The sequence below is a fragment of the Hymenobacter jejuensis genome (assembly GCF_006337165.1).
In the GTDB taxonomy this organism is placed as follows: domain Bacteria; phylum Bacteroidota; class Bacteroidia; order Cytophagales; family Hymenobacteraceae; genus Hymenobacter; species Hymenobacter jejuensis.
On record NZ_CP040896.1, the window covers coordinates 347,440 to 373,549 of the forward strand.

Annotated in this window: 23 protein-coding genes; 13 read left to right on the plus strand and 10 right to left on the minus strand. The window is 57.1% G+C overall.

The window, feature by feature from the left end; genetic code table 11:
- The first annotated feature begins 35 nt into the window (after nt 1-35).
- Together FHG12_RS01215 and FHG12_RS01220 are read left to right on the plus strand one after the other, a co-directional pair.
- Nucleotides 36-3,128: a SusC/RagA family TonB-linked outer membrane protein gene (locus FHG12_RS01215; RefSeq protein WP_230471247.1), complete on the plus strand. Its 3,093-nt coding sequence runs from the start codon at nt 36-38 to the stop codon at nt 3,126-3,128.
- A 20-nt stretch (nt 3,129-3,148) separates the two neighbouring features.
- Nucleotides 3,149-4,726: a RagB/SusD family nutrient uptake outer membrane protein gene (locus FHG12_RS01220; protein ID WP_139513790.1), complete on the plus strand. Its 1,578-nt coding sequence runs from the start codon at nt 3,149-3,151 to the stop codon at nt 4,724-4,726.
- 101 nt (nt 4,727-4,827) lie between these two features.
- Here FHG12_RS01220 and FHG12_RS01225 read toward each other — a convergent pair whose 3' ends face one another.
- The 6 genes from FHG12_RS01225 to FHG12_RS01250 all read right to left on the minus strand — a co-directional run bounded on the left by FHG12_RS01225 (nt 4,828) and on the right by FHG12_RS01250 (nt 10,657).
- Nucleotides 4,828-5,364, minus strand: a complete 537-nt coding sequence (locus tag FHG12_RS01225) for a dihydrofolate reductase family protein (protein ID WP_139513792.1) — start codon at nt 5,362-5,364, stop codon at nt 4,828-4,830.
- Nucleotides 5,365-5,475: 111 nt separating this feature from the next.
- Nucleotides 5,476-6,714, minus strand: a complete 1,239-nt coding sequence (locus FHG12_RS01230; RefSeq protein ID WP_139513794.1) for a PP2C family protein-serine/threonine phosphatase — start codon at nt 6,712-6,714, stop codon at nt 5,476-5,478.
- 128 nt (nt 6,715-6,842) lie between these two features.
- Nucleotides 6,843-8,042, minus strand: coding sequence for an ABC transporter permease (locus FHG12_RS01235; RefSeq protein WP_230471248.1), 1,200 nt, complete (start codon nt 8,040-8,042; stop codon nt 6,843-6,845).
- 2 nt (nt 8,043-8,044) lie between these two features.
- Complete coding sequence (locus FHG12_RS01240; protein ID WP_139513796.1) at nt 8,045-8,302, minus strand: hypothetical protein; 258 nt, start codon at nt 8,300-8,302, stop codon at nt 8,045-8,047.
- Nucleotides 8,303-8,483: 181 nt separating this feature from the next.
- Nucleotides 8,484-9,500, minus strand: a complete 1,017-nt coding sequence (locus FHG12_RS01245) for a glycosyltransferase (protein ID WP_165699268.1) — start codon at nt 9,498-9,500, stop codon at nt 8,484-8,486.
- Nucleotides 9,501-9,655: 155 nt separating this feature from the next.
- Nucleotides 9,656-10,657 carry a lysylphosphatidylglycerol synthase domain-containing protein gene (locus FHG12_RS01250; RefSeq protein ID WP_139513799.1) on the minus strand — a complete coding sequence of 334 codons (1,002 nt, stop codon included), beginning with the start codon at nt 10,655-10,657 and terminating at the stop codon, nt 9,656-9,658.
- 96 nt (nt 10,658-10,753) lie between these two features.
- Between FHG12_RS01250 and ruvC the strand changes: the two genes are divergently transcribed.
- The 6 genes from ruvC (at nt 10,754) to FHG12_RS01280 (ending at nt 15,499) form a co-directional block, all read left to right on the plus strand.
- The gene (gene ruvC, locus FHG12_RS01255; RefSeq protein WP_230471363.1) at nt 10,754-11,308 is read left to right on the plus strand and encodes a crossover junction endodeoxyribonuclease RuvC; all 555 of its coding nucleotides are present in this window, start codon (nt 10,754-10,756) and stop codon (nt 11,306-11,308) included.
- 34 nt (nt 11,309-11,342) lie between these two features.
- Entirely contained in the window at nt 11,343-11,558 is a 216-nt protein-coding gene (locus FHG12_RS01260) for a KTSC domain-containing protein (protein ID WP_165699269.1), read from the plus strand.
- A 143-nt stretch (nt 11,559-11,701) separates the two neighbouring features.
- Nucleotides 11,702-13,000: an LVIVD repeat-containing protein gene (locus FHG12_RS01265; RefSeq protein WP_139513805.1), complete on the plus strand. Its 1,299-nt coding sequence runs from the start codon at nt 11,702-11,704 to the stop codon at nt 12,998-13,000.
- Nucleotides 13,000-13,674 carry a hypothetical protein gene (locus tag FHG12_RS01270; RefSeq protein WP_139513806.1) on the plus strand — a complete coding sequence of 225 codons (675 nt, stop codon included), beginning with the start codon at nt 13,000-13,002 and terminating at the stop codon, nt 13,672-13,674. Before FHG12_RS01265 ends, FHG12_RS01270 begins: the two co-directional genes overlap by 1 nt.
- Before the next feature lie 303 nt (nt 13,675-13,977).
- A complete protein-coding gene (locus FHG12_RS01275) occupies nt 13,978-14,736 on the plus strand; it encodes a cytochrome b/b6 domain-containing protein (protein ID WP_139513808.1) in 759 nt (252 codons plus the stop codon).
- A 1-nt stretch (nt 14,737) separates the two neighbouring features.
- Nucleotides 14,738-15,499, plus strand: a complete 762-nt coding sequence (locus FHG12_RS01280) for a molybdopterin-dependent oxidoreductase (protein ID WP_139513810.1) — start codon at nt 14,738-14,740, stop codon at nt 15,497-15,499.
- 227 nt (nt 15,500-15,726) lie between these two features.
- Here the strand turns inward: FHG12_RS01280 and FHG12_RS01285 are convergent, their stop codons facing one another.
- Genes FHG12_RS01285 through FHG12_RS01295 form a run of 3 tightly spaced genes read right to left on the minus strand, consistent with a single transcriptional unit; the run spans nt 15,727 to nt 20,292 of the window.
- Nucleotides 15,727-16,527, minus strand: coding sequence for a PhzF family phenazine biosynthesis protein (locus FHG12_RS01285; RefSeq protein ID WP_139513812.1), 801 nt, complete (start codon nt 16,525-16,527; stop codon nt 15,727-15,729).
- A gap of 38 nt (nt 16,528-16,565) precedes the next feature.
- The gene (hutI, locus tag FHG12_RS01290) at nt 16,566-17,825 is read right to left on the minus strand and encodes an imidazolonepropionase (protein WP_139513813.1); all 1,260 of its coding nucleotides are present in this window, start codon (nt 17,823-17,825) and stop codon (nt 16,566-16,568) included.
- A 7-nt stretch (nt 17,826-17,832) separates the two neighbouring features.
- Entirely contained in the window at nt 17,833-20,292 is a 2,460-nt protein-coding gene (locus tag FHG12_RS01295) for an NACHT domain-containing protein (RefSeq protein WP_139513815.1), read from the minus strand.
- Between the two features lie 129 nt (nt 20,293-20,421).
- Between FHG12_RS01295 and FHG12_RS01300 the strand changes: the two genes are divergently transcribed.
- Nucleotides 20,422-20,637, plus strand: a complete 216-nt coding sequence (locus FHG12_RS01300; protein WP_139513817.1) for a hypothetical protein — start codon at nt 20,422-20,424, stop codon at nt 20,635-20,637.
- 144 nt (nt 20,638-20,781) lie between these two features.
- Here FHG12_RS01300 and FHG12_RS01305 read toward each other — a convergent pair whose 3' ends face one another.
- The gene (locus FHG12_RS01305; protein WP_230471249.1) at nt 20,782-21,906 is read right to left on the minus strand and encodes a spore photoproduct lyase family protein; all 1,125 of its coding nucleotides are present in this window, start codon (nt 21,904-21,906) and stop codon (nt 20,782-20,784) included.
- A gap of 256 nt (nt 21,907-22,162) precedes the next feature.
- On the opposite strand from FHG12_RS01305, the gene FHG12_RS01310 reads away from it, so the two are divergent.
- The 4 genes from FHG12_RS01310 to FHG12_RS01325 all read left to right on the plus strand — a co-directional run bounded on the left by FHG12_RS01310 (nt 22,163) and on the right by FHG12_RS01325 (nt 26,078).
- A complete protein-coding gene (locus FHG12_RS01310) occupies nt 22,163-23,005 on the plus strand; it encodes a YybH family protein (RefSeq protein WP_139513819.1) in 843 nt (280 codons plus the stop codon).
- 96 nt (nt 23,006-23,101) lie between these two features.
- Complete coding sequence (gene pncA, locus FHG12_RS01315) at nt 23,102-23,725, plus strand: bifunctional nicotinamidase/pyrazinamidase (protein ID WP_139513821.1); 624 nt, start codon at nt 23,102-23,104, stop codon at nt 23,723-23,725.
- 1 nt (nt 23,726) lies between these two features.
- On the plus strand, nt 23,727-24,266 hold the full coding sequence (locus FHG12_RS01320; protein WP_139513822.1) for a 2'-5' RNA ligase family protein: 540 nt from the start codon (nt 23,727-23,729) through the stop codon (nt 24,264-24,266).
- Nucleotides 24,267-24,506: 240 nt separating this feature from the next.
- On the plus strand, nt 24,507-26,078 hold the full coding sequence (locus tag FHG12_RS01325; RefSeq protein WP_139513824.1) for a T9SS type A sorting domain-containing protein: 1,572 nt from the start codon (nt 24,507-24,509) through the stop codon (nt 26,076-26,078).
- Nucleotides 26,079-26,110 lie beyond the last annotated feature (32 nt).

Consider the following 26,110-nt stretch of genomic DNA (forward strand, 5'->3'; position numbering starts at 1 on the left):
AAGCACAATCCCCACACACTTTTATCTTTTCACTTATGAGTAACAACTGGTACAAACGGTATGAATCGTGTGAGTTGCCACGGGCCGCTCACACTGATGGAAACCGGGTGGCGCTGCTACGGCTCTTCGCGCTTAGCATGCTAGCCATCCTAATTCCGCTCCTGAGTATGGCGCAGGCAAACCGGCCCATCTCCGGCAAAGTGGTTGACGCACAAGGCAATGGATTGCCGGGGGTCACGATTATTGTGCCCGGCACGACAGTCGGCACGAGCTCCGGTGGCGACGGCAGCTTCCAACTGCAAGTGCCGGAGTCGGCCACGACGCTGGCGTTCTCGTTCGTAGGGTACTCTTCTCAGCAGGTCAATATTACGGGCAAATCCACGGTGGAGGTAGCGCTGAAGGAAGACGCCCAAGCCCTGAAGGAAGTAGTAGTGGTCGGTTACGGCACGGCCCGGAAGCAAGATTTGACTGGCTCCGTTTCGGTGGTGGGCAAAGAGGACTTCAACAAGGGCACCTACACCTCGCCCGACCAGCTGTTGCAGGGTCGCACGTCGGGCGTGCAAATTACCAACAACAGCGGACAGCCCGGCGGCGCGGCAGCTGTTCGCATCCGTGGCATCTCGGCCGTAACGGGCACTGGCCAACCGCTGTACGTGGTGGACGGCGTGCCGCTCGATGGCCGCACGGCCCGGCCGGGCCTGGCTACGGCTGGCTTGGGCAACGGCGCCGACAGCAACCCGCTGAATTTCCTGAATCCCAACGACATCGAGTCGGTGACGGTGCTCAAAGATGCATCCGCTACTGCCATCTACGGCTCACGGGCAGCCTATGGCGTGGTGCTCATCAACACCAAGCGCGGAAAAGCAGGTGCCCCGCAGCTGGATTTCACTGTTTCGGGTGGAGTTTCCACCTTGCTACGGCGGCTGAAAGTACTCGACGCCTCCCAGTATCGACGCGCCCTGACCTACTATGATGCCAGTCCTAGCAACGACTTAGGCGGCGACGTAGATGCCCTGGATGCCATTTTGCGCACAGGCTCAGTGCAAAACTACAACGTGGCCCTGAGCGGCGGCAACGAAATGGGCCGCTACCGGGTGTCGCTTGGCTACCTCGATCAGAAAGGGATCGTGCGCAAAACCGACTTCAAGAAGTACAGCACGGCCGTCGCGACCAACTTCACCTTCTTGGAAAGCAAAAAGCTGGGTATTGATATCAACCTTAATGCCAGCCAGTTCCGCGAACAGCTGGCGCCTATCAGCAACAACGCCGGTTTTCAAGGGAGCCTCATTGGTCAGGCACTGCAGTGGAACCCGACTAATCCGTTGCGCCTGAACGACACGCTGAACATCCTGCGGGGCAGCACCACAGTAAACCCCTTAGCGCAGTCGGAATTGTACGACGACAACTCCCGCGTAACTACCGTTTTGGGCAGCGTTTCACCGTATTACAAGTTTGCCGACTGGCTGGAATACCGGCTGCTGTACAGCGTCAATTATGGCACCGGCGTCCGGCGCACCAGCATCGATTCGCGCCTCAACTTACAGGACTACGCCGGCTCCGGCTTTGTCGCCGTGGGGCAGAACGAGCTGTTGACACAACAGGTCACGAATACGCTGAACTTCAACAAAAAAATCACGGCGGACCTGAACCTGAACGCCGTGCTGGGTTACGAGTACACGAAGTTTTCTAACTCCATTGTGAACCTGAACGCCTTGGGGCCTAAGGGCGGCTTTGGCAAAAACGGGCTGGACCCCACGAACTACCTGCAAATCACTAACCCGAGCGCCCGCAACCTTTATTCGTTCACTGACCCGAATACGGCCCTGCAATCGTACTTTGGCCGGGCTATTCTGAACTACAAAGAGCGGTATTTGCTAACGGCCACGCTGCGAGCAGACGGCAGTAGCAAGTTTGGCGCGAATAACCGGTACGGTTACTTTCCCTCCTTCTCCGCAGCTTGGGATGTCAGCCAAGAAAGCTTCTTCCAAGTTGCACCGATTAGTCAATTCAAAGTTCGGGTGGGCTATGGTCGCACGGGCAACCAAGAGTTTCCGGCCGGCTCATCACAGGGCCAGCTTAGTTTCCTCTTCAACGGCAATGGCGCATCGGGCCAGCTTACCAATCCCAACCCCGACCTAAAGTGGCAGTCAGACGAGCAGTATAACGCAGGGATTGACCTAGCTCTGTTTAACAACCGCCTGACCCTCACGGGCGATTACTTTCGAAAAGTTACTACCGACCTGTTATTTCCCACAACTGCTGGCTTCCCAGCTGCGCCGGGCGCGGTGGTGACATGGAGAAACCTTAGCGGCCAGGTTCTGAACAAAGGGGTAGAACTGGGCCTAACATCTACTATTCTGGATCAGCCCGACGGGTTTGGCCTGAGCATCAACGGTAATGCCACCTTTATCAAGAACAGGGTATCGGACTTGTTGGGGCCTATTTTCACCGGCGATCTGAACGGGCAAGGGCTCTCAGGCGTGCAAGTACAGGCGATTACCAACGGTTATCCGATCAACGCCTTTTTCGTGCAGCAGTTTGAAGGCATCGACCCAACCACCGGGCAAGCTTCCTACGCGGATCAGGGGCGGACGCGGTATGTCGGCAACCCCAATCCCCGCGCGTTACTCGGCGGCGGTGTTACGGCACGTTACAAAAAGCTCGCTTTAGTAGCCAACGTAACCGGCGTATCGGGCGTGGATGTGTACAACAACACGTTCAACAGCGTGGTCAATGTAAGTCAAATCAGGACGGGTAAAAACATTGCACTGGCCAACTTCGAAGCACCCGTAAAAGAAGCTTTGAGCAACCCGGTGGCGCCTTCCTCGCGCTTCATTGAAGACGCCAGCTACCTAAAGCTGTCGAACCTAACGCTCTCCTATAGCGTCGGTGACTTGAGCAAGGTGTTCAAGGGTACAAACGTATACATCACCGGCCAAAACCTGTTCGTAATCACCAACTACAATGGTTTTGACCCGGAAGTAAACACCAACAAAGGTTCTAGCACTGGGCCTTCCAACTCCGCCACGGGCGCGCCACCAAGCAGCAGTGTCCCTTCGGTAGGTATCGACTACATCGGTTACCCACCGGCCCGCACGTTCACCATTGGCCTTAGCGTTTCCTTGTAACCTTCTTGCCTCTAGTCATCATGAAGACGAAAAAAACACTAGGCATCGCCGCTCTTCTGGCGCTGCTACCTCTAGCGAATAGTTGCAACCTAGACGAAGAATTGAATAGCACGGCTCCGGCCACCGGAAGCACCTCCACCACAGCCAATACGGCCAGCTTGCTCAACGGGGTATACATCGCCATGCGCGACCCATTTCAGGGTGCCGCCAACGTGTTTGCCTTATCGGAAGTGTCTACGGACGAACGTATTATGCCTACACGTGGGCCAGACTGGGATGACAATGGCAAGTGGCGTCAATTGCACCTGCACACCTGGGACGCCAACAACGAGCAGATTCGCAACAGCTTCAACGGCTTAGGGGGCGTAGTGTTCGCCGCCACCGACATGCTCCGGTTCAACCCCAGCCCTCAGCAGGATGCGGAAGCGCGCTTCTTGCGAGCCTGGGCCAATTATTGGACCTTGGATATGTTCGACCAGGTACCCTACCGCGACCCGGGTGAGTTGGTAACCTCCAACGCCCGTGTGCGCAAGGGCACAGAGGCTCTGGACTACATCATCAGTGAGCTGAACGCCATCATACCTAACTTGGCCGATGCTCCAAAAACCCGCGCCACGAAGGATGCCGCTCGCGGCCTGTTGATGAAGTGTTACCTGAACCGAGGCGTGTACGCCAACCGCGCAGCACCCACGTTTGCGCCTGCCGACATGAACTTAGTGATTCAATTGGCAGACCAAATTATTGCCGGCAACCGCTACACATTCGCCGCCAACTACTTCGATAATTTCGCGCCGGCTAACGGGACCATCGGCACGGAAAACATCTTCACCAATGAAAATATAGGCGGGTCAAGCAGCGGGTCCATGCGCGACTTGTGGCGGTTTACCTCTCACTACAACATGAACCCCAGCGGCTACAACGGCCCGGCCGTGCCCGCTGAGTTCTACAATAAGTTTGAGGCCAACGACAAGCGGCGGGGTACCGCGTACAAGTACACCGGCCAGGGCGTAAATGTGAACCCCGGCAACCGCATCAATGTGGGCTTCCTAGTGGGACAACAATACAACCTAGCAACCGATGCTCCTCTGGAGACCCGCACGCGTGGTGAGCGGCTGATATTTACGCCTACAGTTAGCATTATCGAAACGGGCAGCAACCTAGAATCAACTGGCATCCGCGTATTTAAATACGCCCCTGATGTGCCCAACGACCCTAGCGCCCTCACCGATAACGACATGGTGCACTTGCGACTGCCCGATATTTTGCTCATGAAGGCCGAAGCTATTCTGCGGGGTGGCACTGCCACCAATGCCGGCCCGTATGGTGGCACCGCGTTGGCTCTGGTCAACTCGATTCGCACCCATCCATCGCGTGGAGCCAGTGCACTGACTTCGCTCACGCTGGATGCCCTGCTTGACGAGCGCGGCCGGGAGTTATATCTGGAGCTATGGCGGCGGCAGGATCTGATTCGGTTCGGCAAATTTTTAGCCCCTTCCGATGTACGAACCCAGGCTAGCGCCAGTACGTACCTGATCTTCCCCATTCCCAATCAGCAGCTGGCCGTTAATCCAAACATTACCCAGAACCCTGGCTACTAGCCTCTTAGCCTGAGTGCAACACCACAAAAGCCGCGACTAGCTGATGCTGGCCGCGGCTTTTGTATGCGCGAAAACGCGGTTTCGGTCCCGATTTTCTGTTGTTATTCTAGTCGAATGTAATGGAGTTGCGCGAGGCCCTTTTCAAATTGCGTGGTTTCGACCAGCTTCAATAGCTGCGTGGGGCGCCCCTGCTGAAACAACGGGATGCCGCTGCCCAATAAAATCGGGATGATCGAGATATAGAATTCGTCGACCAGGTTTTCCTGCAGCAACTGGTTCACCGTCTCGGCGCCCCCGTCGACAAAAATATTGTTGCCGGTTTGGCTTTGCAGCTCCCTGACAAGCTCCGGGAGGCTACCGGTATAGAACCTGACGGTACCGATGTTGGGCCTTTCCGTGCGCGTCAGCACGTAGGTTTTCTTGCCGCTATGCGGGAACGCGATGTCCATTGAAAGCACCTTATCGTAGGTTTTCCGGCCCAGAATAACGGTATCTACCGTTTGGTAGAAATCGGCATAGCCATAATCCTGGCCATCTTGCTCCACCAAGGCCAGAAAGTCCAAGTCCCCTTCCGGCGTAGCAATGTAGCCATCGAGGCTTGTGGCAATGTATACGATCACCTTTCTGCGGGCCGGCATACGCATTATCTCAAATACAGCCGCCGCTTAGCGGCACACTATCACCCAAAGGCACTTGCATAATATATTGATTATCAATATATTATGCAAGTGCCCGTTTACCATAAAGTATTACTTAAACCGGCAGCTCAGAATGGTAATGTCGTCGGCGAAGTGGTTGCCGTCGGCGTTGAAGCACTGAATTTCCTTGAGCAGTTCCTTGTGCAGCTTGGCCAACGGCACGTAGCGCGACCGTTGCAGGAAGCGTAGCACGCCTTCTTCACCGTACTCCTCGCCTTCTTGATCAAAGACTTCAGTTAGGCCGTCGGTGTAGGTTAGGAGCAGCGAACGGGGCGGCACGGGTACGGTTTGCACATTCAGGAAGGGCAGCTCGTCGAAAATGCCCAGCATGGTGGTACCGTCGGCCAGCAATTGGAAGCCTTCGGCTTCGTCGAGCAGCATGATGGGCGAATTGTGCCCAGCATTCACGTATTGCAGCGTGCGGGTAGTGCGGTTGTAAAGTCCAAAAAACGCCGTGATGAACTTCTCCGAAACGGCGTTGCGGTAAATCAGATTGTTCAGCTCTGCCACCACCGTAGCCAGGTCGGCCTGCTGCCGAAGCAGCGTGCGCAAGCCCGCCTGAAAGTTCGACATCAGCAGCGAAGCCGGCACCCCTTTACCCGACACGTCGGCCACGCAGAACAGAAAACGGTCGTCGTCGATGGGCACCACGTCGTAGTAGTCGCCCCCGATGGCCGTGTGCGGCACGTAGCTCGCGTGCACGGCAACGTATTCATTATTAGGCAGATGCCGTGGAAACAGCATGGTCTGCACTTCCTGCGCAATCTCGATTTCCTTGCGGATGGCGGCGGCGGCTACGCGCTGCCGGCCCAGCCGGCGGTTTTCGATGGCCCCGATGAGGATGTTGCTGAGCGTTTCCAGAAACTTGGTCGCCTCCTCGCTCACGTAGTCCATGTTCACGTTGCCGATGAGCACGTAGGCCAGCACCTCGCCGTTTTGCGCCACCGGAATCACGGTTTCAAGCTGCTTCCATTCTTTCCCCAGGTTCAGGCTCGGAATGGGGCACGAAGCCGAGGTGCAGGCATTGATAATGGCTTCAGGCAACGGCACCTGGCGAAAATCGGCTAGGTCGGCTCCAAACGAAACGACGCATTGCCACTGCCCTTCTTCCAGCACGTACAGCACCAGGCGTCGGATGTTAAGCTGCCCTAACAGCGTGAACTGAAAGATTTTATACAGCGAATCCTCCGTAGGGTCGTGGTTGATGGCCTGCGTGATTTCAAGCAGTGCGCCCAATTCCCGCTCCCGCAGAAAGAGCTTTTTTTCAATGGAAATGGTTGGTTCAGGCATTGGTTCAGAGAGATTGGGGCTTCCTGCAAAGGGCCGGAAGCTTGTTCCGGATGGGGATACAAGGAGCAGCAAGTACTCAGAAATTTCTTTTCAGAAGGTCAAAATTGTCATTTAAAACCAGAACCTACTCATCCGGCAATCGGAGTTTTGGGATCATAGGCGTCGCGCAGGCCATTGCCGAGCAGGTTGAAACTCAGCACCAGCAGGCTGATGGCCGTGCCCGGCAGCAGCGTGAGCCACAGGCCGGCTTGGGTACCGATGAGCTGAAACCCCTCGTTCACCATCAGCCCCCACGAGGGCGCAGGCGGCTGCACCCCTAGCCCCAAGAAGCTCAAGCCGGCTTCGAGCAGAATGGCCGCCGCAAAGTTACTGGTTGCCAACACAATCAAGGGGCCCGTCATGTTGGGCAGCAAGTGCCGCCAGATGAGGCGGCTCTGGGGCAAGCCCAGCACGCGGCCGGCTTCCACAAAAGTTTTTTCGCGCAACGATAGCATCTGGCCACGCACTACGCGGGCCACATCTACCCACATCGTAAGGCCCACGGCCACAAAGGAAGTCCAGACGCCTTTGCTGTCGAGGGCCAGCGAGATGGCAATCACCAGCATGATACCGGGTATGCTCCACACCACCGTCATTACGCCCATCAGCACGCTATCGACCCAGCCGCCCACGTAGCCCGCTACGGCCCCAACGAGCATGCCCAGGGCCAACGAAATCAGCACGGCTACCAGCCCAATACCCAACGAAATACGCGTACCCAGCAGCAGCCGGCTCAGCTCATCCCGCCCCGATTTGTCGGTACCAAGCCAATAGGTTCTTTTTGTAATTATTTCACTGTCAATTACTTGCTTTTGATTCTCTGCCGAACCGTCTTTGCCCGTGAGGGCCGCCAGCGCATACCGGCGCGGCTGATCGGGCAGGGCGCTGTGGTTGCGGTAAGGCTCTATGACCACCGAATCGCCGACGATACGGTAGCCGCTAACAGGCACTTCCTGGTACCGAAGCTCGCGTCCGCGCCACCAAGTAGTGAATATATTATCTTGATTAGCAACTACTTGCCTGGAAGCACTGGACGGAGGCAAGCGTAAAATGGTGGCGTCAAAGCCCGGCGGCTCTTTCTGCAATTGCACCACGCTGTTGTTGGCGTTGGGCGAATTGTCGGGCAGCACCCAATACCCCGCCAGCGCGATGAGGGTGCACAGCACGATAAAGGCCAGCCCCGCCATGGCCGGCCCGTTTTGTAACAGGCGCTGCCGCACGTAGTAGCTCGGTGGCCGCGCAGGGGGCGCAGCCCGCACAACAGGCGCCAGAGAAGATGCAACGGCCACAGTTAGCGCGTGTTATGCTCCAACAAACCGGCTTTGGTAGCCAGAAAATAGCAGTCGCGGGCGATGGCCCCAAACGAGGTAATTTCGTAAGCCAGCTCGGTATCGGGGTCGGGGTAGAAGCACTTAACGTACTCCAGCTCTAGCAGTCCGCGCAGGTGCTGTTCGAGGTCAGCGGGCGCCAGCCGGGTTTTCTGGGTGAGGTCGCGGAAGGAGGTGACGAAGTAAAGCTCGTCGAGGATGTCGTATTCGGTATCGGTCACAGAATCTAGGGCAGGTGAACTAAGCAAATGTAAAGCTATGGCGCGGGAAAGGGAAAAATTGCCGCAAATGAGTATTGACCGCCCCTTCTCCCCTAAAGCCAGGCTATTATTCTGCCCTAATATACCTCAGAATAGGCCATTTTCTTATCAACAGCCCCGAAACGCACTGCAAGGATTAGGATTACGTAACGCTCCTGCCCTTCCACGAATACCCACCCCGTAGCCCCAGCAGCCCGACGGCCAGCGCGTAGGGCGCATACGCCACCTGCAACGGCACCAACCACCAGAGCCACCGCCGCCGATTAAAAAACTGTAGCACGGGCTGCATAAACCACGCATCGCTACCCAGCTTGAGCACCCACACCACGGCCACCCACGGCCAAAGCGTGGGGCGGGCTATTGCCAGCACCAAACCCACCAGCAACGCCACATTGGCCAGCAGCACCAACACGGCGAGGTGCTGCGGGGCTGCCGCTTGGTAGTGCTGCCATTTGCTGGCCCACCGTACACGTTGGGCTAAAAATGCCGCCAGCGTTGGGGGCGCGGCTGTCGTCACGATGGCGTTGGAGTTTTTGAGGAACCGAACGCTACCTGGGTAGGCCGCATGTAGCTTGTGCAGCAGAAACTCGTCGTCGCCGCTGGGAACATGCTCGTTGCCCGCAAAACCCTGCACCGCCGCGAAAGCCTCGCGGCGGTAAGCTAAGTTGGCGCCGTTGCACATGGTAGGCGCACCCGCCCCAATGCTGGCAGCACCCACGCCTACTAAGCCCACAAATTCTACCCCGATCAGGCTGTGCCAGCCAGACTCGGGGCCGGTGAGCAGCACCGGGCCACTGACGAAGCGCACTTCCGGGTCGTAGGCCACTACTTCGGCGTAGCTGCGGAGCCAATTCGGGCCCACGCGGCAATCGGCATCGGTACAAATTACCCACGGGGCTTGCGCTGCTTCTAAGCCCGCTTGCAGGGCGGCTTTTTTACCTGTCGGCGTGTTAGGCTGGTCAGCCAAACGAATCAGCCGCAACGTGAGTGGGCTGGCAACGACGGCTTGCAATACGAGTTCCGCCGTAGCGTCAAGGGAATTATCATCAATTACAATCACCTCATAATCAAATACTTGCAAAGATTGCTTAGCTAGATCAGTCAGAAGATTGGGGAGGTTTTCGGCTTCGTTTCGGGCAGCAACGAGTACGGAGAACATTACGCTGTCCGGGCTTGACACTTTGTTAGCCAAGGCTTTATCTCTTTCCGGGAGCGGGGATTGCGGAATGAGATTCCATGCACGCCGAAAGGCCAGCATCTTCGCGGCATACAGCGCCGGAAACACCAACAGGGCTAACGCTACCCAAGTGCTATTCACGAGTTTACGGCTGCTTTTTCAGCTTTGGATTTCTTCTTTCGGAAGACTTTCAGCCGCAATACAAACAGCAAACCCGAGGCGCTGGGCAAGGCAATGTTGATTACCCACAAGCTCAGGCTCGCGCTCAGCACCGGCAAAACCGGCTGCCCCAACAGGCCAAACAAATGCGTAGCCGACAATTCGCGCACGCCCACGTCCGCCAGCGCATTCAATGAAGGCACCAAGGATTTCAGCAAAAACGTGCCTGCAATAGCCGCCAAACCAGGGCCCACGGGCGGCGTGGCACCATACGCCATCAGCAGCAGACCAAACTGTGCGCAAAACACTGCATACCGCAGGCACGAGAGCCCCAGCACAGCATGGATTTCGCGGGCCGAATACGTGGGCATCACGGCCAGAAACCGCCGGAATCGGCGCAACGGCCGCACCAGCGTAAGCGCCGCCAGCAACAAACGACTGCGGTACAAAGGCAGCAATACCGCAGCGTTGAGCAGCAGCGTAGCCGCAACAAGCCCTACTTCCGTGGCCGGATAGCCGATCAGGTAAAACTTGAGCAGAAAGTACAGCAAGCCCACCGAGCCCGCCAGCACCGTAGCCACCAGTTGGCAATAGCGCCCCAAGAAAACCGCTCCTAACGCGTCCAGGCGGCGGCTTTTTAGCTCGATGATGCGGCCGGCGTAATCGCCTACCCTATTGGGAGTTACAAAACCCAGCGTCAGGCCCACGAACACGGCCCTGAAGCTGCGCTTAAATGAAACGGGCTCCAGATGCCGCGCCAAGCGCCACCATTTCCACGCCTCTAAGCCCCAGTTAGCGGGCACCAGGGCCAGCGCCGCCAGCACCGGCACCGTTAGGACGGAGCCGAGCAGGCTGCGCCACGCTTCGGCGGTGGCGGCATCGGTGAATACGGAGCGGTAGAGCAAGCCCAGCGTGAGCAGGGTCACGAGCAATTTGCCCGCTACCACCAGCAGACTGCGCCGTCGGGCTGCTACATCCAAGTTAGTTGCGTAGTTTTGTTAAACATGGCTCTCCCCCCGACTTCCCCTTTGCTCGATAACAAGCTTATTATGGGTGTCGATCCCGGCACTCAGATTATGGGCTACGCCATTATCGAAGTGACCGGTCAGCGGGTTGATGTGTTGCGCTACGACGTTATCAACTTGAAGCAGTACGGCAGCAATCACGCCGTAAAGCTAAAGAAGATCTTCGACCGCATGGTCGAACTGATCGAGGAGTTTTTGCCCGACGAGCTGGCCATCGAGGCGCCTTTTTTTGGCGTCAATGTGCAAAGCATGCTTAAGCTAGGCCGAGCCCAGGGCGTGGCCATTGCAGCGGCGCTTTCCCGCCAAATCCCGTACGTAGAATATGCTCCTACTAAAGTCAAGCAGTCGGTAACCGGCTCTGGATCAGCTAGTAAAGAGCAAGTAGCCCACATGCTGCGCCAGACCCTGAAGCTCCCGCCTATCGAGGAAGCTTCTAAATTTCTGGATGCTACCGATGCCTTGGCCGTGGCTGTTTGCCACCATTACATGAAGGGCAACAACGTGAAAGCGGGCGGCAAAAGCTGGGGCAAATTTCTGGACGAAAACCCTGATCGGCTTGCGAGTGGCGCAGCAGCCAAGAAGCCCGCGAGAGCCAAGGCTAAGTAGGCAAGTTGTTGATAGTCAATTAGTTATAAAAAAGGTGAAACGCCGCCCTATCCGCTCTACTTCCTTAAAAGCCGTTGGCTACGAAGCCGATACCTTGGCGTTGGAAATCGAATACCGCAACGGACGGGTGGTGCGCTACACGGGCGTGAGCGAAGCGGTATATCAAGCACTGCTAACGGTGCCCGGCAAGGCGCTGTTCGTGGAGCAAGTGCTGGAAGGCAGCGGCTACGAGCGCGAGCAGGTGCGCTAAAGAGCCTTCTTCGAATCAGGGCAAGAAAATTTTAAGGGGTTGCAACCTTTCGGGTCGCTGTCGGCTCGAATTAAGGTAGCCGTTGCAGACAGGCATGCACTGCGGTAGCGGGCTCTTGTTCAATCCTTTATCCTTACCCCTATATGATTCGAATCGCTACTTACCTTCTGAGCTGCTTTCTGCTCCTGGGGCTGACGGCCTGCTCTACCACGGACTCCGACGAGCCGCAGCCGGGAATTATAGATCCGGGATTTGCCAGCTACTACGCCTACAGCTACTGCCCCATCCTCATTAAGCACGATGTGCTGGAGCAATCGGTGGCGTCGTTGGCACCCCGGCCGATGCGTAACACGGGCAAAATCTATCTGCAAGGGCGCTACATCTTCGTCAACGAACGCTTCGAGGGCATCCACGTCATTGATAATCAAGACCCTGCGCACCCCCAGATCGTGAGCTTTTTGCGGATTCCCGGCAACATCGACATGGCGATGCAGGACAATCTGCTCTACGCTGACAACGGGCCCGACTTGGTCACCATCGACATGACCAACCCGCGGGCGGTGCACGTCACCAGCCGCGTGCGTGATGCTTTCCGCGAGCTGCCCATGCCCGAAAGTCTGCCGCTGCTCCCCGCCTGCGCGCCCAACCAGCGGCCCACCAACACGGTTGTTGTCGGCTGGCAGAAAGTCGAAAACAAGACCGCCATATCGCCCAACAATATGGATTGGAGCCGCATGATTATGTTCAACTCCTCGCCGCTGGCTTCGGCTTCCACTGGCTCGGCGGAAACGGCCGGCAAAGCAGGCTCGCTGGCGCGGTTTGCTGTGCTCGGTCAGACGCTTTATACCGTTGACAATCAGAGCCTGCGCCTGTTTGACTTGACTGACCCTACTACACCCAAGGCCGGCCCCAAAGTAGAGCTGCGCTTCGGCGTAGAAACCATTTTCCCCCAAGATCATTACCTGTTTTTGGGCACGCAGCTGGGCATGTACATCTTCGACGTAGCCCAGCCGCAAACCCCTGTGCAAGTAGCTTTCTTTCAACACATTGCCAGCTGCGATCCGGTGGTGGTCGATGGTCGGTTTGCCTACGTGACGCTGCGCAGCGGCAATACGTGCCGGCGTGGCAGCAACGAGTTGCAAGTCATCGACCTCACCACCCTGAGCCAGCCCCGGTTGGCGCGCAGCTACCCGATGACCGGGCCGCAAGGCCTCGGCGTGGAAGGCAACCGCCTGTTTATCTGCGACTCCGACGGCCTTAAAACCTTCGATACTAGCAAGGCGCCCGAGCTTACGCCCTTGCAGCAGTTCCCAGTGAAGGTCCACGACGTGATCCCCGACCGCACTACTTTGCTGGCTATTGGAGCCGAAGGCCTGTACCAATACAGCTACGACGGCCCTGTGCTCAAGCAACTGAGTCTGCTGCCAATTTCGGCTAACTAATGTCTGCCCGTCTGTTTGGCTCAGCTCTGCTTTTGGCAGGGCTGAGCACCGGGATTCACGCGCAAGCGCAAGTTCCCGGCCGTTCGCGCGCCGTGAAATTCGTGCCGCAGCATCTGGTCATGAGCGGCTATTGGCTGGAACTAGAGAGCCAGCGCCGCGAGCATCCGCTCCAGAGCTTTACGGTAACGCCGCAGTTTTACCACGGCCCCGTAGGCCACCCCGACGGCGTTCCCAACAGCCTGAATGAGAACCCCAGCGTGCGCGGGTTTGGCGTGCAAGGCCAGCACCGCTTTTACCTGCACGCGCCTACCAAAACCTCATCACTGGCAGGGCTTTACGTGAGCTACGGACCACATTTCCAGTACTTTCAGGTAGGATTTGAGCGCACGGGCTGGCACGAAGTACAGGGCCCCGATGACCTTCCGTATTACGAATACGGCCCAAAACACTTCACGGAAACCATCAACCGCTACGGGGCCGATGTGCAGCTTGGCTACCAGCCACCGCTGCTGCCCGGCCCTGTTTTCTTTGATGTGTACGTAGGTGCAGGCTTGCGCCAGAGCAACAGTAAGTCGTCGTTCGGCGCGGTACAATACCGCTCGGGAGGCTCCAATTATGGGGCGCGCGGCCTGTATTTTCCGGCGGGCGTGAAAGTAGGAGTAGCGCTGCGCTAGCGGGCAGCGCTACTCCTTTTCATCTAGTCGGGAGCCTCTCGAAAAACGCAAGATACAGCATCTTAAGGGCGTCTAGTTGCAGGTTTCTGATTGCGAATTGAGATGCGGATATAGTCGATATCGCTGGTCCAGGCAGAGGGTTTTCATCGTGAAGTAAGCGTACGCGCGACGGTGCTGTTTTGCCTGCTGGCAGGGCAACATCCTTGGGAAACCGCATGCGCTGTTTAAGTATTAAGTATATAGAATTAAAAATGTATCTTCAGTTAGGTTAACAGGAAACTACAACACCTAGCTCTTCCGCTCATGCGTGCGCGCTACCCGTCAACCCTGGACACCATGCGGCATAAGGGCTGGGTGAGAGCTTCGCATTGGATCGTAACGGTAAGTTTCTTCGCCCTCGCTTTTAGCGGAGCTGAAATTCTGATGGTACACCCCCGGCTGTATTGGGGAGACACCGGAAACGATCTGACCCCCGCCCTTTTTGAAGTGCCTATCAGTCGCAACTACCAGCACGGGGGCTGGGAGAAAACCGCCCGCTTTTTCAATACCCCAAGTTCGCCGGTGAGCGCCAGCCGGACCTATGACATTTTCAATAAGAATGGCTGGGGACGTAGCCTACACTTCCTGGCGGCTTGGTTTCTCGTCGTAACGGGCGCGGGCTATCTGCTGGCGGGGCTATTCACGGGTCATTTCAAAGACAGGCTGTGGCCTCGGTCCCGAGAGTTCAGGCTACACTTGTTTTGGCAGGATCTTCTTGACCATTTTCGGCCGCTGAACCAGGCTGCAACCCAGAGCCCGCACTACGGCCTGCTGCAGAAATGCACCTACTTCGGGGTGGTAGCTTTCCTGTTGCCCCTGGCCGCTCTGACGGGCCTGACCATGTCGCCGGCGATTACGGCCGCCCACCCGTTTTTGTTAAAGCTGTTTGCCGGAGCTCAATCTGCCCGCACCCTCCACTTCTTTGCTTCCGTTGCGCTCCTTTTGTTTCTGCTCGTGCACGTGGTAATGGTCATTCGGTCGGGCTTCAAACGCCAAATGCGAGGGATGACTCTAGGGAAATAACATGAAAAAGACCCACCTCATCACCCGGCGCAAGGCCATCATTACCGGCCTGACCTCCCTGGGCGGGCTGCTGCTGACCGGCTGCGTAAAAAAAGGGCCGCCCACCTACGGCAACATTCTGCGCATGGGCGATGCGCTGACCTACGCGGCCCAGCGTACACTGCTTCCCGGGCAGGCGCTGGCCAAGGAATACGAACGCAGCGCTATCTCTTCCTTTCCCGCGACCGGAACGACCAACCCGGGTAGTCTTATCCATCGGGGAGATAATCCTAACATACCGTACAGCGAGGCGTACGCCCACTTGCATTCGGGCGCCTTCACCGGCTGGGGCTTGTCAATTGAAGGGCGCGTGGCCCGCCCGAAAGCGTATTCTCTCGCCGAGCTCAAACGCTTCCCTTCCCGTACGCAAATCACGCGGCATACCTGCGAGGAAGGCTGGACAGCCATCGCGGAGTGGACTGGGGTGCCCTTGAGCCTTGTCCTGCAAAACGCCGGAATCATGCCGAGTGCCCGCTTTGTAAATTGCTACGCCTACGACGGCTACATGGAAAGCATTGACCTGCTGGATGCCTTTCACCCTCAGACTATTCTGGCCTATGGCATGAACGGGCAGGACCTTCCTACCCAGCACGGGGCGCCGATGCGCCTGCGGGTAGAGAACCAGATAGGGTACAAGAGTGTGAAATTTTTGCAGCGCATTGTAGTGACCGACGAATTCGTGGACACCGGAGATAGTGGCTGGGCGTGGTACGTGGGCATCTGAGCCTGCAGAAAGTCCTCCGATTCCTCTTGGGAACAGCATTGCCAAGCACGGCCCTCACACCTTGCGCTTTTATCTGCTATCTGCGCCTGAAGTCAGCAGGTAGCCGAGGCCATTGTCAAAAGAATTTCCGGGTTCATGTTCAGCCGCGGGCTTCGGGTCCAGCAAGCTGTTCTGGTTGCTCAAACAGCGGTTTGCAGAGAACGCAATCACCCAATCCCGGAAGGCAGTTACTCCGCCATCAGCTCGATTTCTCCTTTCAGATACGTAACGGCATAGCCCCCTATCAGCACGCGGTCGTCTTGCAGCTCGCACCACAGATCGCCGCCGCGGGACGAAATCTGGCGGGCTCGCAACGTATTCTTGCCCAGCTTCTTAGCCCAGTACGGAATAAGTGAAGCATGGGCCGAGCCGGTCACCGGATCTTCGGGCACCCCGACGCGCGGCGCGAAAAAGCGCGAGACGAAATCGATGCCGTTGGAGCCGGGGGCAGTCGCGATGACGCCGATGTACTCCAACTGAGCAATTTTGGCGATGTCCGGGGCCAGGGCGTGCACTTCTGCTTCGGTGCTGAAGAGCGCAACCAGGTCGCGCGAGGCCAGCACTTCGAGCGGCGTGGCGCGCAACGCATCCCGCAAGCCGGTGGGCGGCACGTCGAGGTGGCGGGGCGGACGGCTGGGAAAATCCATGGTGAAGCGGCCATCGGCGGCGTGCCGCACGCGCAGCGGACCGCTTTTGGTATGGAACGTAATTTCTTCGCCCTTGAAATTCAGGTGCCGAAACAGCACGTGCGCCGACGCCAGCGTAGCGTGCCCGCACAAGTCGATTTCGGCAGCCGGCGTAAACCAGCGCAGGTCATACTCCCCCTGCGATTTGGGCACGAAAAACGCCGTCTCGGCCAGATTGTTTTCAGCGGCTATGGCCTGCATAGTTTCGGCCGACAGCCATTCGGTGAGCGGGCACACCGCCGCCGGATTGCCGGAAAAAACGCGGTCGGTGAAGGCATCTACTTGATAGAGAGGAAGAAGCATAGGAAAAAAGAAGGCAAGCTTTTAGTGTGGAGAAATGCTCATTGCAGGTTTTGGCGTATGCCGCCAATAATTACCTCCTGCACTGGGTTTTCGCCCAGCCAATACGGAATCTGGCGATAATCATCTAAGGTAAGAATCAGTATGTCAGCCATATATCCTTCAGCTAAACGTCCGACCTCGTGGGCCCGATTTAAGGCCCAAGCGGCATTTAGGGTCACGGCTGCGATGGCTTCGAGTGGCGTCAGGCCCATTTTCAGGCAGGCCATGCTCAGGGCCAACCACAGGTTTTTGCTGGGGCACGAACCCGGATTGAAATCGGTGCTGACGGCCACGGGCACACCGGCATCGATGAGCTGCCGGCCGAGTGCGTAACGCTCCTGTCGCAGAAACAACGGCACCAAGGGCAGCAATACGGCCACTGTGCGGCCATTTTGGGCAATGCGCGCCGCGTCTGGTAGGCTCAGGTAATCAACATGATCGACGCTGATGGCCCCCAATTCGGCCGCCATCGCGCAGCCACCCAGATCGTGCAGCTGCTCAGCATGAATTTTCAGCCCGAAACCCAAAGCATGGGCCTGCTGCAAATACGTGCGCGCATCATCAACGCTGAAAGCGCCTTCCTCACAGAAAATGTCGACAAACTCGGCCTGGCCGCGGAGCTCCGGCAGCACTTCGGTAGCCAGCATGTGCAGGTACTCGGCTGGGCGGCCTTTGTATTCGGGAGGCACCACGTGCGCGCCCAAAAACGTCGGTACTACGCGCACGGGTTGGCGCTTGCTGGCTTCCAGGGCCACGCGCACCAAGCGCAGCTCCGTTTCTTTGTCGAGGCCGTAGCCGCTTTTAGCTTCCACCGTCGTGACGCCGTAGCGCCGGAAGCCATCGAGGTGGTGCAGGGCATTTTGCAGCAATTCGGCGGCGGAAGCTGCTCGTGTGGCCCGCACGGTGCTCAGAATGCCACCGCCCGAAGCCAGAATATCAAGGTACGATTCGCCCTGCAACTTGCGCTGAAACTCCTCGGCGCGGTTGCCGGCAAACACCAGGTGGGTATGGCATTCGACCAACCCCGGCATCACCACGCGCCCCTGCGCATCCAGGATTTCCGTTGTGGCGCTGATCTGGCTGTCGTCAAGTTCGAGCATCGGCCCTACCGCGGCGATTCGGCCTTTTTCGCACGCCACGAAGCCATTTGCAAGTATTTGCCAATCAGATAGTTGTGATTTCGTTAAAGGTTTATCTGTTGGGCCACCCACGAGCGTGAGGATCTGGCCGCAGTTGCGAATCAGTAAGTCGTAGGGCACAGAACTACTATTTCTCGTGGTTTAGAGGGGCAACGAGCCGGCGCGCAAACGTCGTGTAAAAAGGCATTTGTCGGTTGATGGCGTGTTGCTCGATGTTGGCTAGGGCCGCGGCGAGCGGCATATGCGAGAGGCCTACTCGGCCAAAATGCACTTCCGTCAGAAGATAATAAACGATGTAATAGTCTTTAAACCAGCTGTATTGGTCGAGTTGCTCGCGCAATGCAAGGCTTCTGTACGCGGCCTCCGCCTCCGGATGCCGGCCGGTATGCAAGAGCGCGACCGCCCGAAAGGCTTGCAGGATCTGGGTGTATACATTGTCCTGATAGTCCTCGAGTTCCGGGTAGAGCGCCAGCGTGAAGTCGTGCCATTCCAGCAGCTCCGCGTAGCGCTGCATCAGGAAAAAGGCTTCGGCCACAAAATAATGGAAGCCCGCCGGAAAAAACTGGTACGCAGACGGAAACAGGTCGACGGAGCTGCGCGAACGAGGGATTTCGCGGGCTTGGTTCTGCAAGCTTTCCATCGAAAAGGCGATTTCCGGCTGGCCTTCTACGAAATACTGATGCACCAACTCGGAGAAAACCCGTCGCCCCTGCGGAAATGAATGAAACGCGTTGCTGTGCGGTACGCGCCGAATGGCGGTAATGTGCTCGGTACAGGCGGCATAATCTTCCTTCAAGAAATCACCCAGAAACAGCATGCAATTGCCAAACAATTGAGCTTCAGGAGTTTGCTTGTGTTGCAGATACGCCGTAATGGTCCGGCGGTAGGCCCGGTTGAGGTTGGCCTGATCTACGAAGGTTTCCACAAAATACAACTGCCCGCTGGGCTGCGCGGCCAGCAATGGATTTAGGGCTTCGGCCGCCTCCCGATTCGTCCGCAGTTCCATCCCAAGGAAATGCCCCAGCTCCACCAGTTCGCTCTCACTGAGGGCCAAGTCGAATATTTTGCTCAGCTCCGCGAATTGCTTCTGCTGCAACGCAAACAAAACCAAGTACTTAACAACTTCCAACCGATGACCGAGCGCCGTGGTAGCTGCCACTACGGCCCGGGCTAGCTCGAGGGTAAATCCTTTGCGGGTTTCGAGCCAATGGCGGGCCACCATGTATTCGAGCAGCGTATCGTGTCCGAAGCGAATGTAGGTATCCACATCTTGCCAAGGGCCGATACTGCGCTCCTCGCGCAGGATGCCATCGGTAAGCAGTTCTTCGTAAGCCGCATAATATCTGAGGATTAGCTCATCAAAATCGGCGCGCCGAAGCTGCCAGTTGGTTTGGTTTTCCAGAATGGCTTTGATCAGGGTATTGAGTAAAGCCGTTTTTTCGAAGCCGAACCTCGTGCTGTGAATGCGCTGTTGCAAAAACGCTCGGAGCAGAGCCAATTTGCTGCCTCGCGCCGCCACCGGGCCGGGCGATGCCTGGGCCAGCAGCTGCAAATAATACGGATGCTGAATCAGGGCCTGCATGTCCGACGACATGGCATCGTAGCTGATGGCCTGCGGCAACCGGCTCAGGATGTCGCGCACCTCGCGGGGTTCCAGCAAGGGCACGTTGCTGATGCGGCCGCCAAACAAATCGAAGGAAATGCCAAACCATTGCTGGTGCAGGCGCGGGTAGCGGCGGCCCATCCACTGCACAAACTGCTCCCAATACACGGGGCGCGTCGTCATGACCAAGCGCAGCCACGGATGCTGCGGATGGGCCGCAACCGCATCGGAAAGCAACCGAAACAGGACTTCTTGCTGCACGGCTTGCCCGGTAGCTTCGTCTAGGCCGTCGAGCAGGATGTATACATTGGGCATGCCCTTGGTGCCGGGCTCCGGAAAAGTTGCGCCCCCGGCTCCCTTCTCCCACAGACAGCTCGCCAAAGACTGTCCGGGCGGGACGGACGCGAGCTGCCAGGCGGGCACCAGCCACAGGATATCGTTGGGCGCCAACTCGCGGGCCTGCTCGACCAAATGAGCCAGCAACACCGACTTGCCATAGCCACCTTCGGCCACGAAAGCCGTCGCGACGCAGGTAGAAGCCCGAAACTGCTGCCAATGTTCGAGTGCAAAGTGCCGGGGAATGGTTTGTTCGTAAGCCAGTCCGCACTGCTCGCGAAGCACCGCCAGCGTGTTGTTGGTAGCCGAAGAGGCGTGCTTGGCCATCGCGCCAAAACCGGCCGGTGCCAATGCTGGTCGCTGCAGTTCGACGCAAGCTTCCCACGAGGCAAAGCCTGCGTAAGTGGCCAGCACATCGAGTGTAAAGCGCGAAAACCCGCTGGTCGCGGGCACTAGTCCCATCACCCGCTTCAGGGTGCTCAGGCTGACAACCTGGCCGGTGCGCTCCCGCACGCTTTCGGCGAGGGCCTGGCAATCTTTCGGGTAGCGCACATCGCTGCCATATTGCTGGCAGACAGCGACTTGCAACGCACTCAAGGCTGCATCAGCCGCCGTGGCGTCGGCTAAAGTGTAGTTATTGGGTTGCAAAGGCGAGGTGGGTGGTAGCGGTGTTCAAACGATTCAATTTAATTGAAAAATTTGGTTCTGGCTTGGCAGCAACAAAGCTGGTAGGTTAGTATCTGAAATAAGTGCTGTTGGTCTTAATGCTGTCCCAAAATGAGTTACGCCGCTTCTTTTCCGCTTGACCAAAATACTGGTCGTGCCACTAGTGCCAGCCTTTCCGATGCAGCTTCTGCATCGGCTACGGCCTCTACTAAGATCCCTTTTCTTCCTAAGCTCCCTTCTACCGATCAGCCCCGTGGCGATCGGCCCGACCGCCGCAGCTATGAGGCGTTTGTCGACTATTACATTGCCTGTTACAAACGCTCGTAAGGGCGCCTGTAACCAGCAAGCATTTTACGTTAGTGTTGCTATAATTAGCTGCGTTTTTTATCAGACTATTTTTATCCACCTATAAAAAAGCGCTAAGCCAGTAGCTGGTTTAGCGCTTTTTTGTGTGATACAAATCCGAAAACCTTACGTCCAGTACTGCACCGGCGCGCTCGGAAAGCGCTTTTGCCATTCCTGATAGAAGAATTGCTTCATCGTGCGCATGTCGTCGGGCTGGTACACGTATTTGGTGCCGCCGAACTTATTGCGCTTCACCGCGCGGGTGGCCTCGTCGAAATCGAGGGACGTGTTGGGGTACCACTGCAACAATACGTCTTTCGAGCCGGGCGTAAATCGATGCGTGATGAACTCCACCGTTAGGTCGCACGGAAAATCGAGGGCCCCAGCAATCCGGTCGAGCAGGTCTAGGTAATGTTCGCGCCAATTGGGAATCTGCATGATGGGCGCCAGCACCACGCCTACCGGGTAGCCGCCTCCGCCCTGCTCGCGCGGCAATGCCAAGCGGCGCAATGCCTGCAAACGGGCTTCCACCGATGCTGTGCCACCCTCCAGCCGGCGGGCTACTGGCTCGGCATTCAAGCTGACGCGGGCGCGGGTGCGGCCGTGGTGCGGCAAACCAAGCAGCGAATCTACCCGGTCGTACTTGCTCACAAAACGCAACTGCGCACCTTCACGCGTGCCGTAATACCGGATGCACTCCTCAAGCCCACCCGTAAGATGCTCAATGCCAAGCACATCGGTATAGCAGCTTACTTCAAAGGAAGTTACACGACCGGGCTGCTCATAGCGAGCCGTATTCTGGAGTAGCTCCGGCAAGTTGGCGTAGGCGCGCACCACTGGCGGCCCCGCCAGACTTCCGGCTAGGTAGCAGTATTGGCAGTGCGCCGGGCAGCCTTCAGCCAAGTTCATCTGCCAGTCGGCGGAGGGCGGTGTGGGCTGCAAGCGCAAGGCACTCGGCGGGGCACAGACCACGGCCAGCGTGTTTTTGGCGTTGCGGTACGTTTCGCGCTCGTCGGCACCGCGCAAGCCGGTAATGCGGTTGCTTTTGAGCTTTTCTACTTCCAGCCCGTGTGCCTTGACCCGCTCAAACATCTGCTGGCCAAAGGGTTGCTGCAAGGTATCGGGCGTAAATACCACGCGCTTCGGCAGCCAAAGCCGCGCCGAGTGCGTCAGGGGTGTAGGTCGAACGTTGGTGTTGGAATCGGAAAGAAAGGAATCAGAAAGCGAAACAAAGGGGTTGGTATCGAGCATCAGAACGCATCAGGTAGTGGTGCTCTAGAAACAAAGCAGAGCCGAAAAAGAGTCATTTTTTGGGTTTATTCATCAACTATAATTTATTGATAATCAATATCTTATAAATAGATATAAGCTATTACTTTTCCTTGGTCTCGTCACGGCGTCCTGCCTACAATCTGCGAAAGCCATCCTTATGCCAGATAAAATATCATAAAGTCTATATTAGTCCCACCGGTCATTCCGCTGCCTTTACTTTTCTCCCTGCTTTGCTATGCGCCTTTTCTGTTGTGCAGCCGCCGTGCTGCTTGCCTCTTCGCTGTCTACACTGGCGCAAAAACCGGTCGGAGCAATAGTAGCAGCCGAGCGAAAATTTGCCAAATCGGCGGCCGAACTGGGTACAAAAGCGGCTTTCCTGAGCAATATGGCCGATTCGGCGGTGGTGTTTCCGAAAGGCAAACCTACGCTGGCTCGCCCCTACTGGCTAGCTACCCCCGACCACCAGCCCACGATCACTTGGGGACCCGAATTTGCCGACGCGGCCAGCTCCGGCGACATGGGCTATACCACTGGGCCGTGGTACATCGAGGCCGGCGGCAAGCGCGTGGCGCACGGTCACTACCATACGGTGTGGGTGCGGCAACCCGACCAGCAGCTAAAATTTGTGGCGGACATCGGCGTACAACACGCTGCTCCTGAACCCGATAGCATCCCGACCACCGTTGCCTATGCCACCGCGCCCGGCCACGCCTCAAAGGATCAAAGCGCTGATATTATGACTCTGGAGCGGCAATTTACGGCGGCCATTCGGGCCAAGGGCATGGCCAAAGCCTACGCGGCGGTTATGAGCTCCGAAGCGCGCCTCAACCGCCCCGACCAATTTCCGCTGACCACGCCCCAACTGCAACGCCAAAACCTGGCGGCACAAGCGCCGCTGAAGTTTCAGCCCATGCGCAGCCAGGTTTCGCAAGCCGGCGACCTGGCTTACACGTACGGCACCTATCAGGCTGACCAACAGGCGACTAACTCAGGTGCTTATTTACACATCTGGAAGCACGAAACGGCCAAGCACTGGCGACTGGTGCTGGAAGTGCTCAATCCGTCGGCCGGGAAATAGCAGCTTTTGCGGCGCAGCTACGTAAAACCGCTGCCGACGTAGCGAAGCCCGTTTTGCCCGCTGCCTGTTCGGCCCGGCCAAGCCTTACCCGACCGCATGAAAGCTCTCTTAGTGATTGATGTTCAAAACGATTTTGTGCCCGGCGGCGCCCTTGCCGTACCCGCAGGCGACGAAGTAATTTCGCTGCTGAACGAGTTGCAGCCGCATTTTGATCTGGTAGTGGCCACGCAGGACTGGCATCCGCATCACCACAAGAGCTTCGCCTCCAGCCACGCGGGCCACCAGCCTTTTGACGTCGTAAAGCTGCACGGGGCAGACCAAGTGCTGTGGCCCGATCACTGCGAGCAGGGCACCGCAGGCGCGGATTTACACAAAGACCTTGTAACCAATAAGATAGAAGCCATCTTCAGGAAAGGCACCGATCCGGAAATCGACAGCTACAGTGGTTTTTTCGACAATGGCCATCAGAAATCAACGGGCTTGGCTGACTACCTTCGCGGCAAAGGCATAAACCAGGTGTACGTGGCGGGTCTGGCCGGCGATTATTGCGTGTATTTCACGGCGAAAGACGCGCTCCAGGAAGGCTTTGACACGTTTCTGATCGAAGATGCTTCCCGGCCTATCGACCCGGAAGGCTTTGAGAAAGCCAAGGAAGACTTGCAACGGCTGGGTGGTAAAATCGTACAAAGCATCGACTTATTGCACCCTTCAGCCGCTTAGGATGCAAACGCCTACTCTGGACGCGCCCCTGATTCTGACCTTGGAATTGGATGAAAAGTCCACCGCATTCTTCAATGAGCTGCGCCGGCAGCATTTTCCGCGTGAGCGCAACTACCTCGACGCCCACCTGACGCTTTTTCACCACTTGCCCGGCCACCGCTTCTCCGAGATTAGCGAGGCGCTTGCGTTACGTTGCCGCACCCAACCTATTATAGCACTGGCAGTTACGGGAGTACAATTTCTGGGCCGTGGGGTGGCTTATGCCCTCGAAAGCCACGAGCTGCAACAGTTGCACCGGGAGCTACAAACGCAGTGGCTGCCCGATCTTACGTCCCAAGACCAGCAAAAGCGCCGCCCCCATGTGACCATCCAAAATAAAGTAACCCCGGAAGTTGCCCGATTACTATACCAGCAGCTTACGGCCGAATTTGCGCCTTTTGAAGTGCTGGGCACTGCCTTACAACTATGGGCCTACCGCGGCGGCCCTTGGGATGCGCTCCGCAGGTTGCCCCTGCAAGAACACAAACCTCAGCACAAGTAATTGTATATCAATATTTTATAAACAATGCTCATTTACCCCACTGTCCACCTTCCAACTTCATGGTGTTGGTAAATTGGAAATCCATTGCATTAAATTATCTTGATATATTTTATAACAATCAGTAGATTGATTACCAATTCCAGAGATCTTTTTTTGTAAAGTGGAGTAGAAGGATTGCCATAGGCTACGTGCCTTCACTACCGCGCTGCAGACTATAATTTATTTTTCTTGCCTACCCATATGAAACACTTTGTACTTACTGTGTCGGCGGTTTTGTGTTTTTTCATAGCGAAAGCGCAGGTCCCCACCAACAGTTTCGCGGTTACCTCGGCGTGCCCCGCCGCCGATAATAACCCGTCAGTGTTGCAAAAAATCAACGTGGGCGGTTCGCTCACGCCTATCGGCACCGTTTCGGAGGGCGGTACACCGCTGATGATCAACGCCTTGGGCTTTGACGTTGCAAATCAGAATGTGTTGTACGGCATGAACGTAGTCATTCCTACTTCTTTTACCGACCTCAACACACCGCCAAATTTGTACAGCATCAGTCTGACCAACGCGGCGGCCACCAGGCTGGGTCCCGTGACGCCGCCGCCGGCGCCGGCACCCACGTTTGGGTTTTTCACTTCCTCAATTGGCTTTTCACAAACCTTTAATTTCATCGGCGACGGCGACCGCAACTCCAATTACTATGTAGGCGCCGTTACGCTGCGCTATAGCTTTCCGACGTCCGATATACTCAACTTACCTTCGCCCTCGGGCGTTGTATCGGAGGTTAAGCTGTACGTAGGCGTGATTTCGTTGGCCGGCATTTCCTCCGCAAGTCCGCCTGCGCCGGTGTGGCACCAATTGAACACCTCCGATCCTGCTACAGCCGCTGTTATCAGCAATTATACTACTCAAGTTCAGACATTTATAAGAAGCAACGGCACTACTGCCGTGCCTGACGGGGGCATCCAGGACTGGGTGTATATCCCGAGTACAGGCAACCTGGTGAGCTACCTCGGCATAGAGGATAAGCTGCTGACCATTAGCAACCCCGCTGTGTTGCCGGTGGCTACCACCACCACTCCGACCACCCCTATCCCGACGGCCCAGAACATTGGGGCCATGTTCACCGACCGCTTTGAGAATGTGTACGCCGTGGATGCGGATGGCGGTACGATTTACAAGATCGATCACGTATTCGGCAACTTCTCGGGCGAGTCGTACGGGGCGGTGTTTGGCTGCTCGCGGGGCGACGCCGTGAGCTTTGCGGGTGCCCTCCCCTTGCCGGTGGAGCTGACCAGCTTTACGGCCCAAAGCAAGCTCAATCGGGTAGCGCTGGCCTGGACGACGGCTTCGGAGAAAGACGCGGCCTCGTTTGTGGTGGAGCGTAGCACCGACGGTACGAAATGGCAACCCGTGGTGACCGTGGCCGCAACCAACTCCAGCACCGGCCATCGCTACACCGCGCAGGACGAGGCGCCCGTGCCGGGCCGCAGCTATTATCGCTTGGCCATGCTCGACCAGGATGGCACCGTCACATATTCGTCGGTGCAGCCCGTCGATTGCGCGGCCGTGAGTGCCCGCATTGCGACCCTCTACCCCAACCCGACGCAGGCCGGCTTTCGCATGCTGCTTACGGCACCTACCACGGAGCCCAGCCGCGTCCAGATCGTGAACAGCACGGGCCAAGTGGTGTGGCAGGAAAACGTAGCCAGCGGCACCAGTACCATGCAGGTACAGAACGTGGGCCTGCCAGCGGGCCTGTATTATGTGCGTTTCAGCGACAAAGCGCAATCGCAAAAGTTGGTAATCACGGCTAAGTAGCTCGCAATAAACGGCTTACAACATAAAGGCTC

Coding starts and splice junctions, on each gene's coding strand:
- FHG12_RS01280 (WP_139513810.1), top strand. CDS start 14,738: ATGAAAAAGACCCACCTCATCACCCGGCGCAAGGCCATCATTACCGGC.
- ruvC (WP_230471363.1), top strand. CDS start 10,754: ATGGGCTACGCCATTATCGAAGTGACCGGTCAGCGGGTTGATGTGTTG.
- FHG12_RS01320 (WP_139513822.1), top strand. CDS start 23,727: ATGCAAACGCCTACTCTGGACGCGCCCCTGATTCTGACCTTGGAATTG.
- pncA (WP_139513821.1), top strand. CDS start 23,102: ATGAAAGCTCTCTTAGTGATTGATGTTCAAAACGATTTTGTGCCCGGC.
- FHG12_RS01215 (WP_230471247.1), top strand. CDS start 36: ATGAGTAACAACTGGTACAAACGGTATGAATCGTGTGAGTTGCCACGG.
- FHG12_RS01310 (WP_139513819.1), top strand. CDS start 22,163: ATGCGCCTTTTCTGTTGTGCAGCCGCCGTGCTGCTTGCCTCTTCGCTG.
- FHG12_RS01270 (WP_139513806.1), top strand. CDS start 13,000: ATGTCTGCCCGTCTGTTTGGCTCAGCTCTGCTTTTGGCAGGGCTGAGC.
- FHG12_RS01245 (WP_165699268.1), bottom strand. CDS start 9,500: ATGTTCTCCGTACTCGTTGCTGCCCGAAACGAAGCCGAAAACCTCCCC.
- FHG12_RS01220 (WP_139513790.1), top strand. CDS start 3,149: ATGAAGACGAAAAAAACACTAGGCATCGCCGCTCTTCTGGCGCTGCTA.
- FHG12_RS01325 (WP_139513824.1), top strand. CDS start 24,507: ATGAAACACTTTGTACTTACTGTGTCGGCGGTTTTGTGTTTTTTCATA.
- FHG12_RS01225 (WP_139513792.1), bottom strand. CDS start 5,364: ATGCCGGCCCGCAGAAAGGTGATCGTATACATTGCCACAAGCCTCGAT.
- FHG12_RS01230 (WP_139513794.1), bottom strand. CDS start 6,714: ATGCCTGAACCAACCATTTCCATTGAAAAAAAGCTCTTTCTGCGGGAG.
- FHG12_RS01285 (WP_139513812.1), bottom strand. CDS start 16,527: ATGCTTCTTCCTCTCTATCAAGTAGATGCCTTCACCGACCGCGTTTTT.
- FHG12_RS01265 (WP_139513805.1), top strand. CDS start 11,702: ATGATTCGAATCGCTACTTACCTTCTGAGCTGCTTTCTGCTCCTGGGG.
- FHG12_RS01300 (WP_139513817.1), top strand. CDS start 20,422: ATGAGTTACGCCGCTTCTTTTCCGCTTGACCAAAATACTGGTCGTGCC.
- FHG12_RS01275 (WP_139513808.1), top strand. CDS start 13,978: ATGCGTGCGCGCTACCCGTCAACCCTGGACACCATGCGGCATAAGGGC.
- FHG12_RS01305 (WP_230471249.1), bottom strand. CDS start 21,906: ATGCTCGATACCAACCCCTTTGTTTCGCTTTCTGATTCCTTTCTTTCC.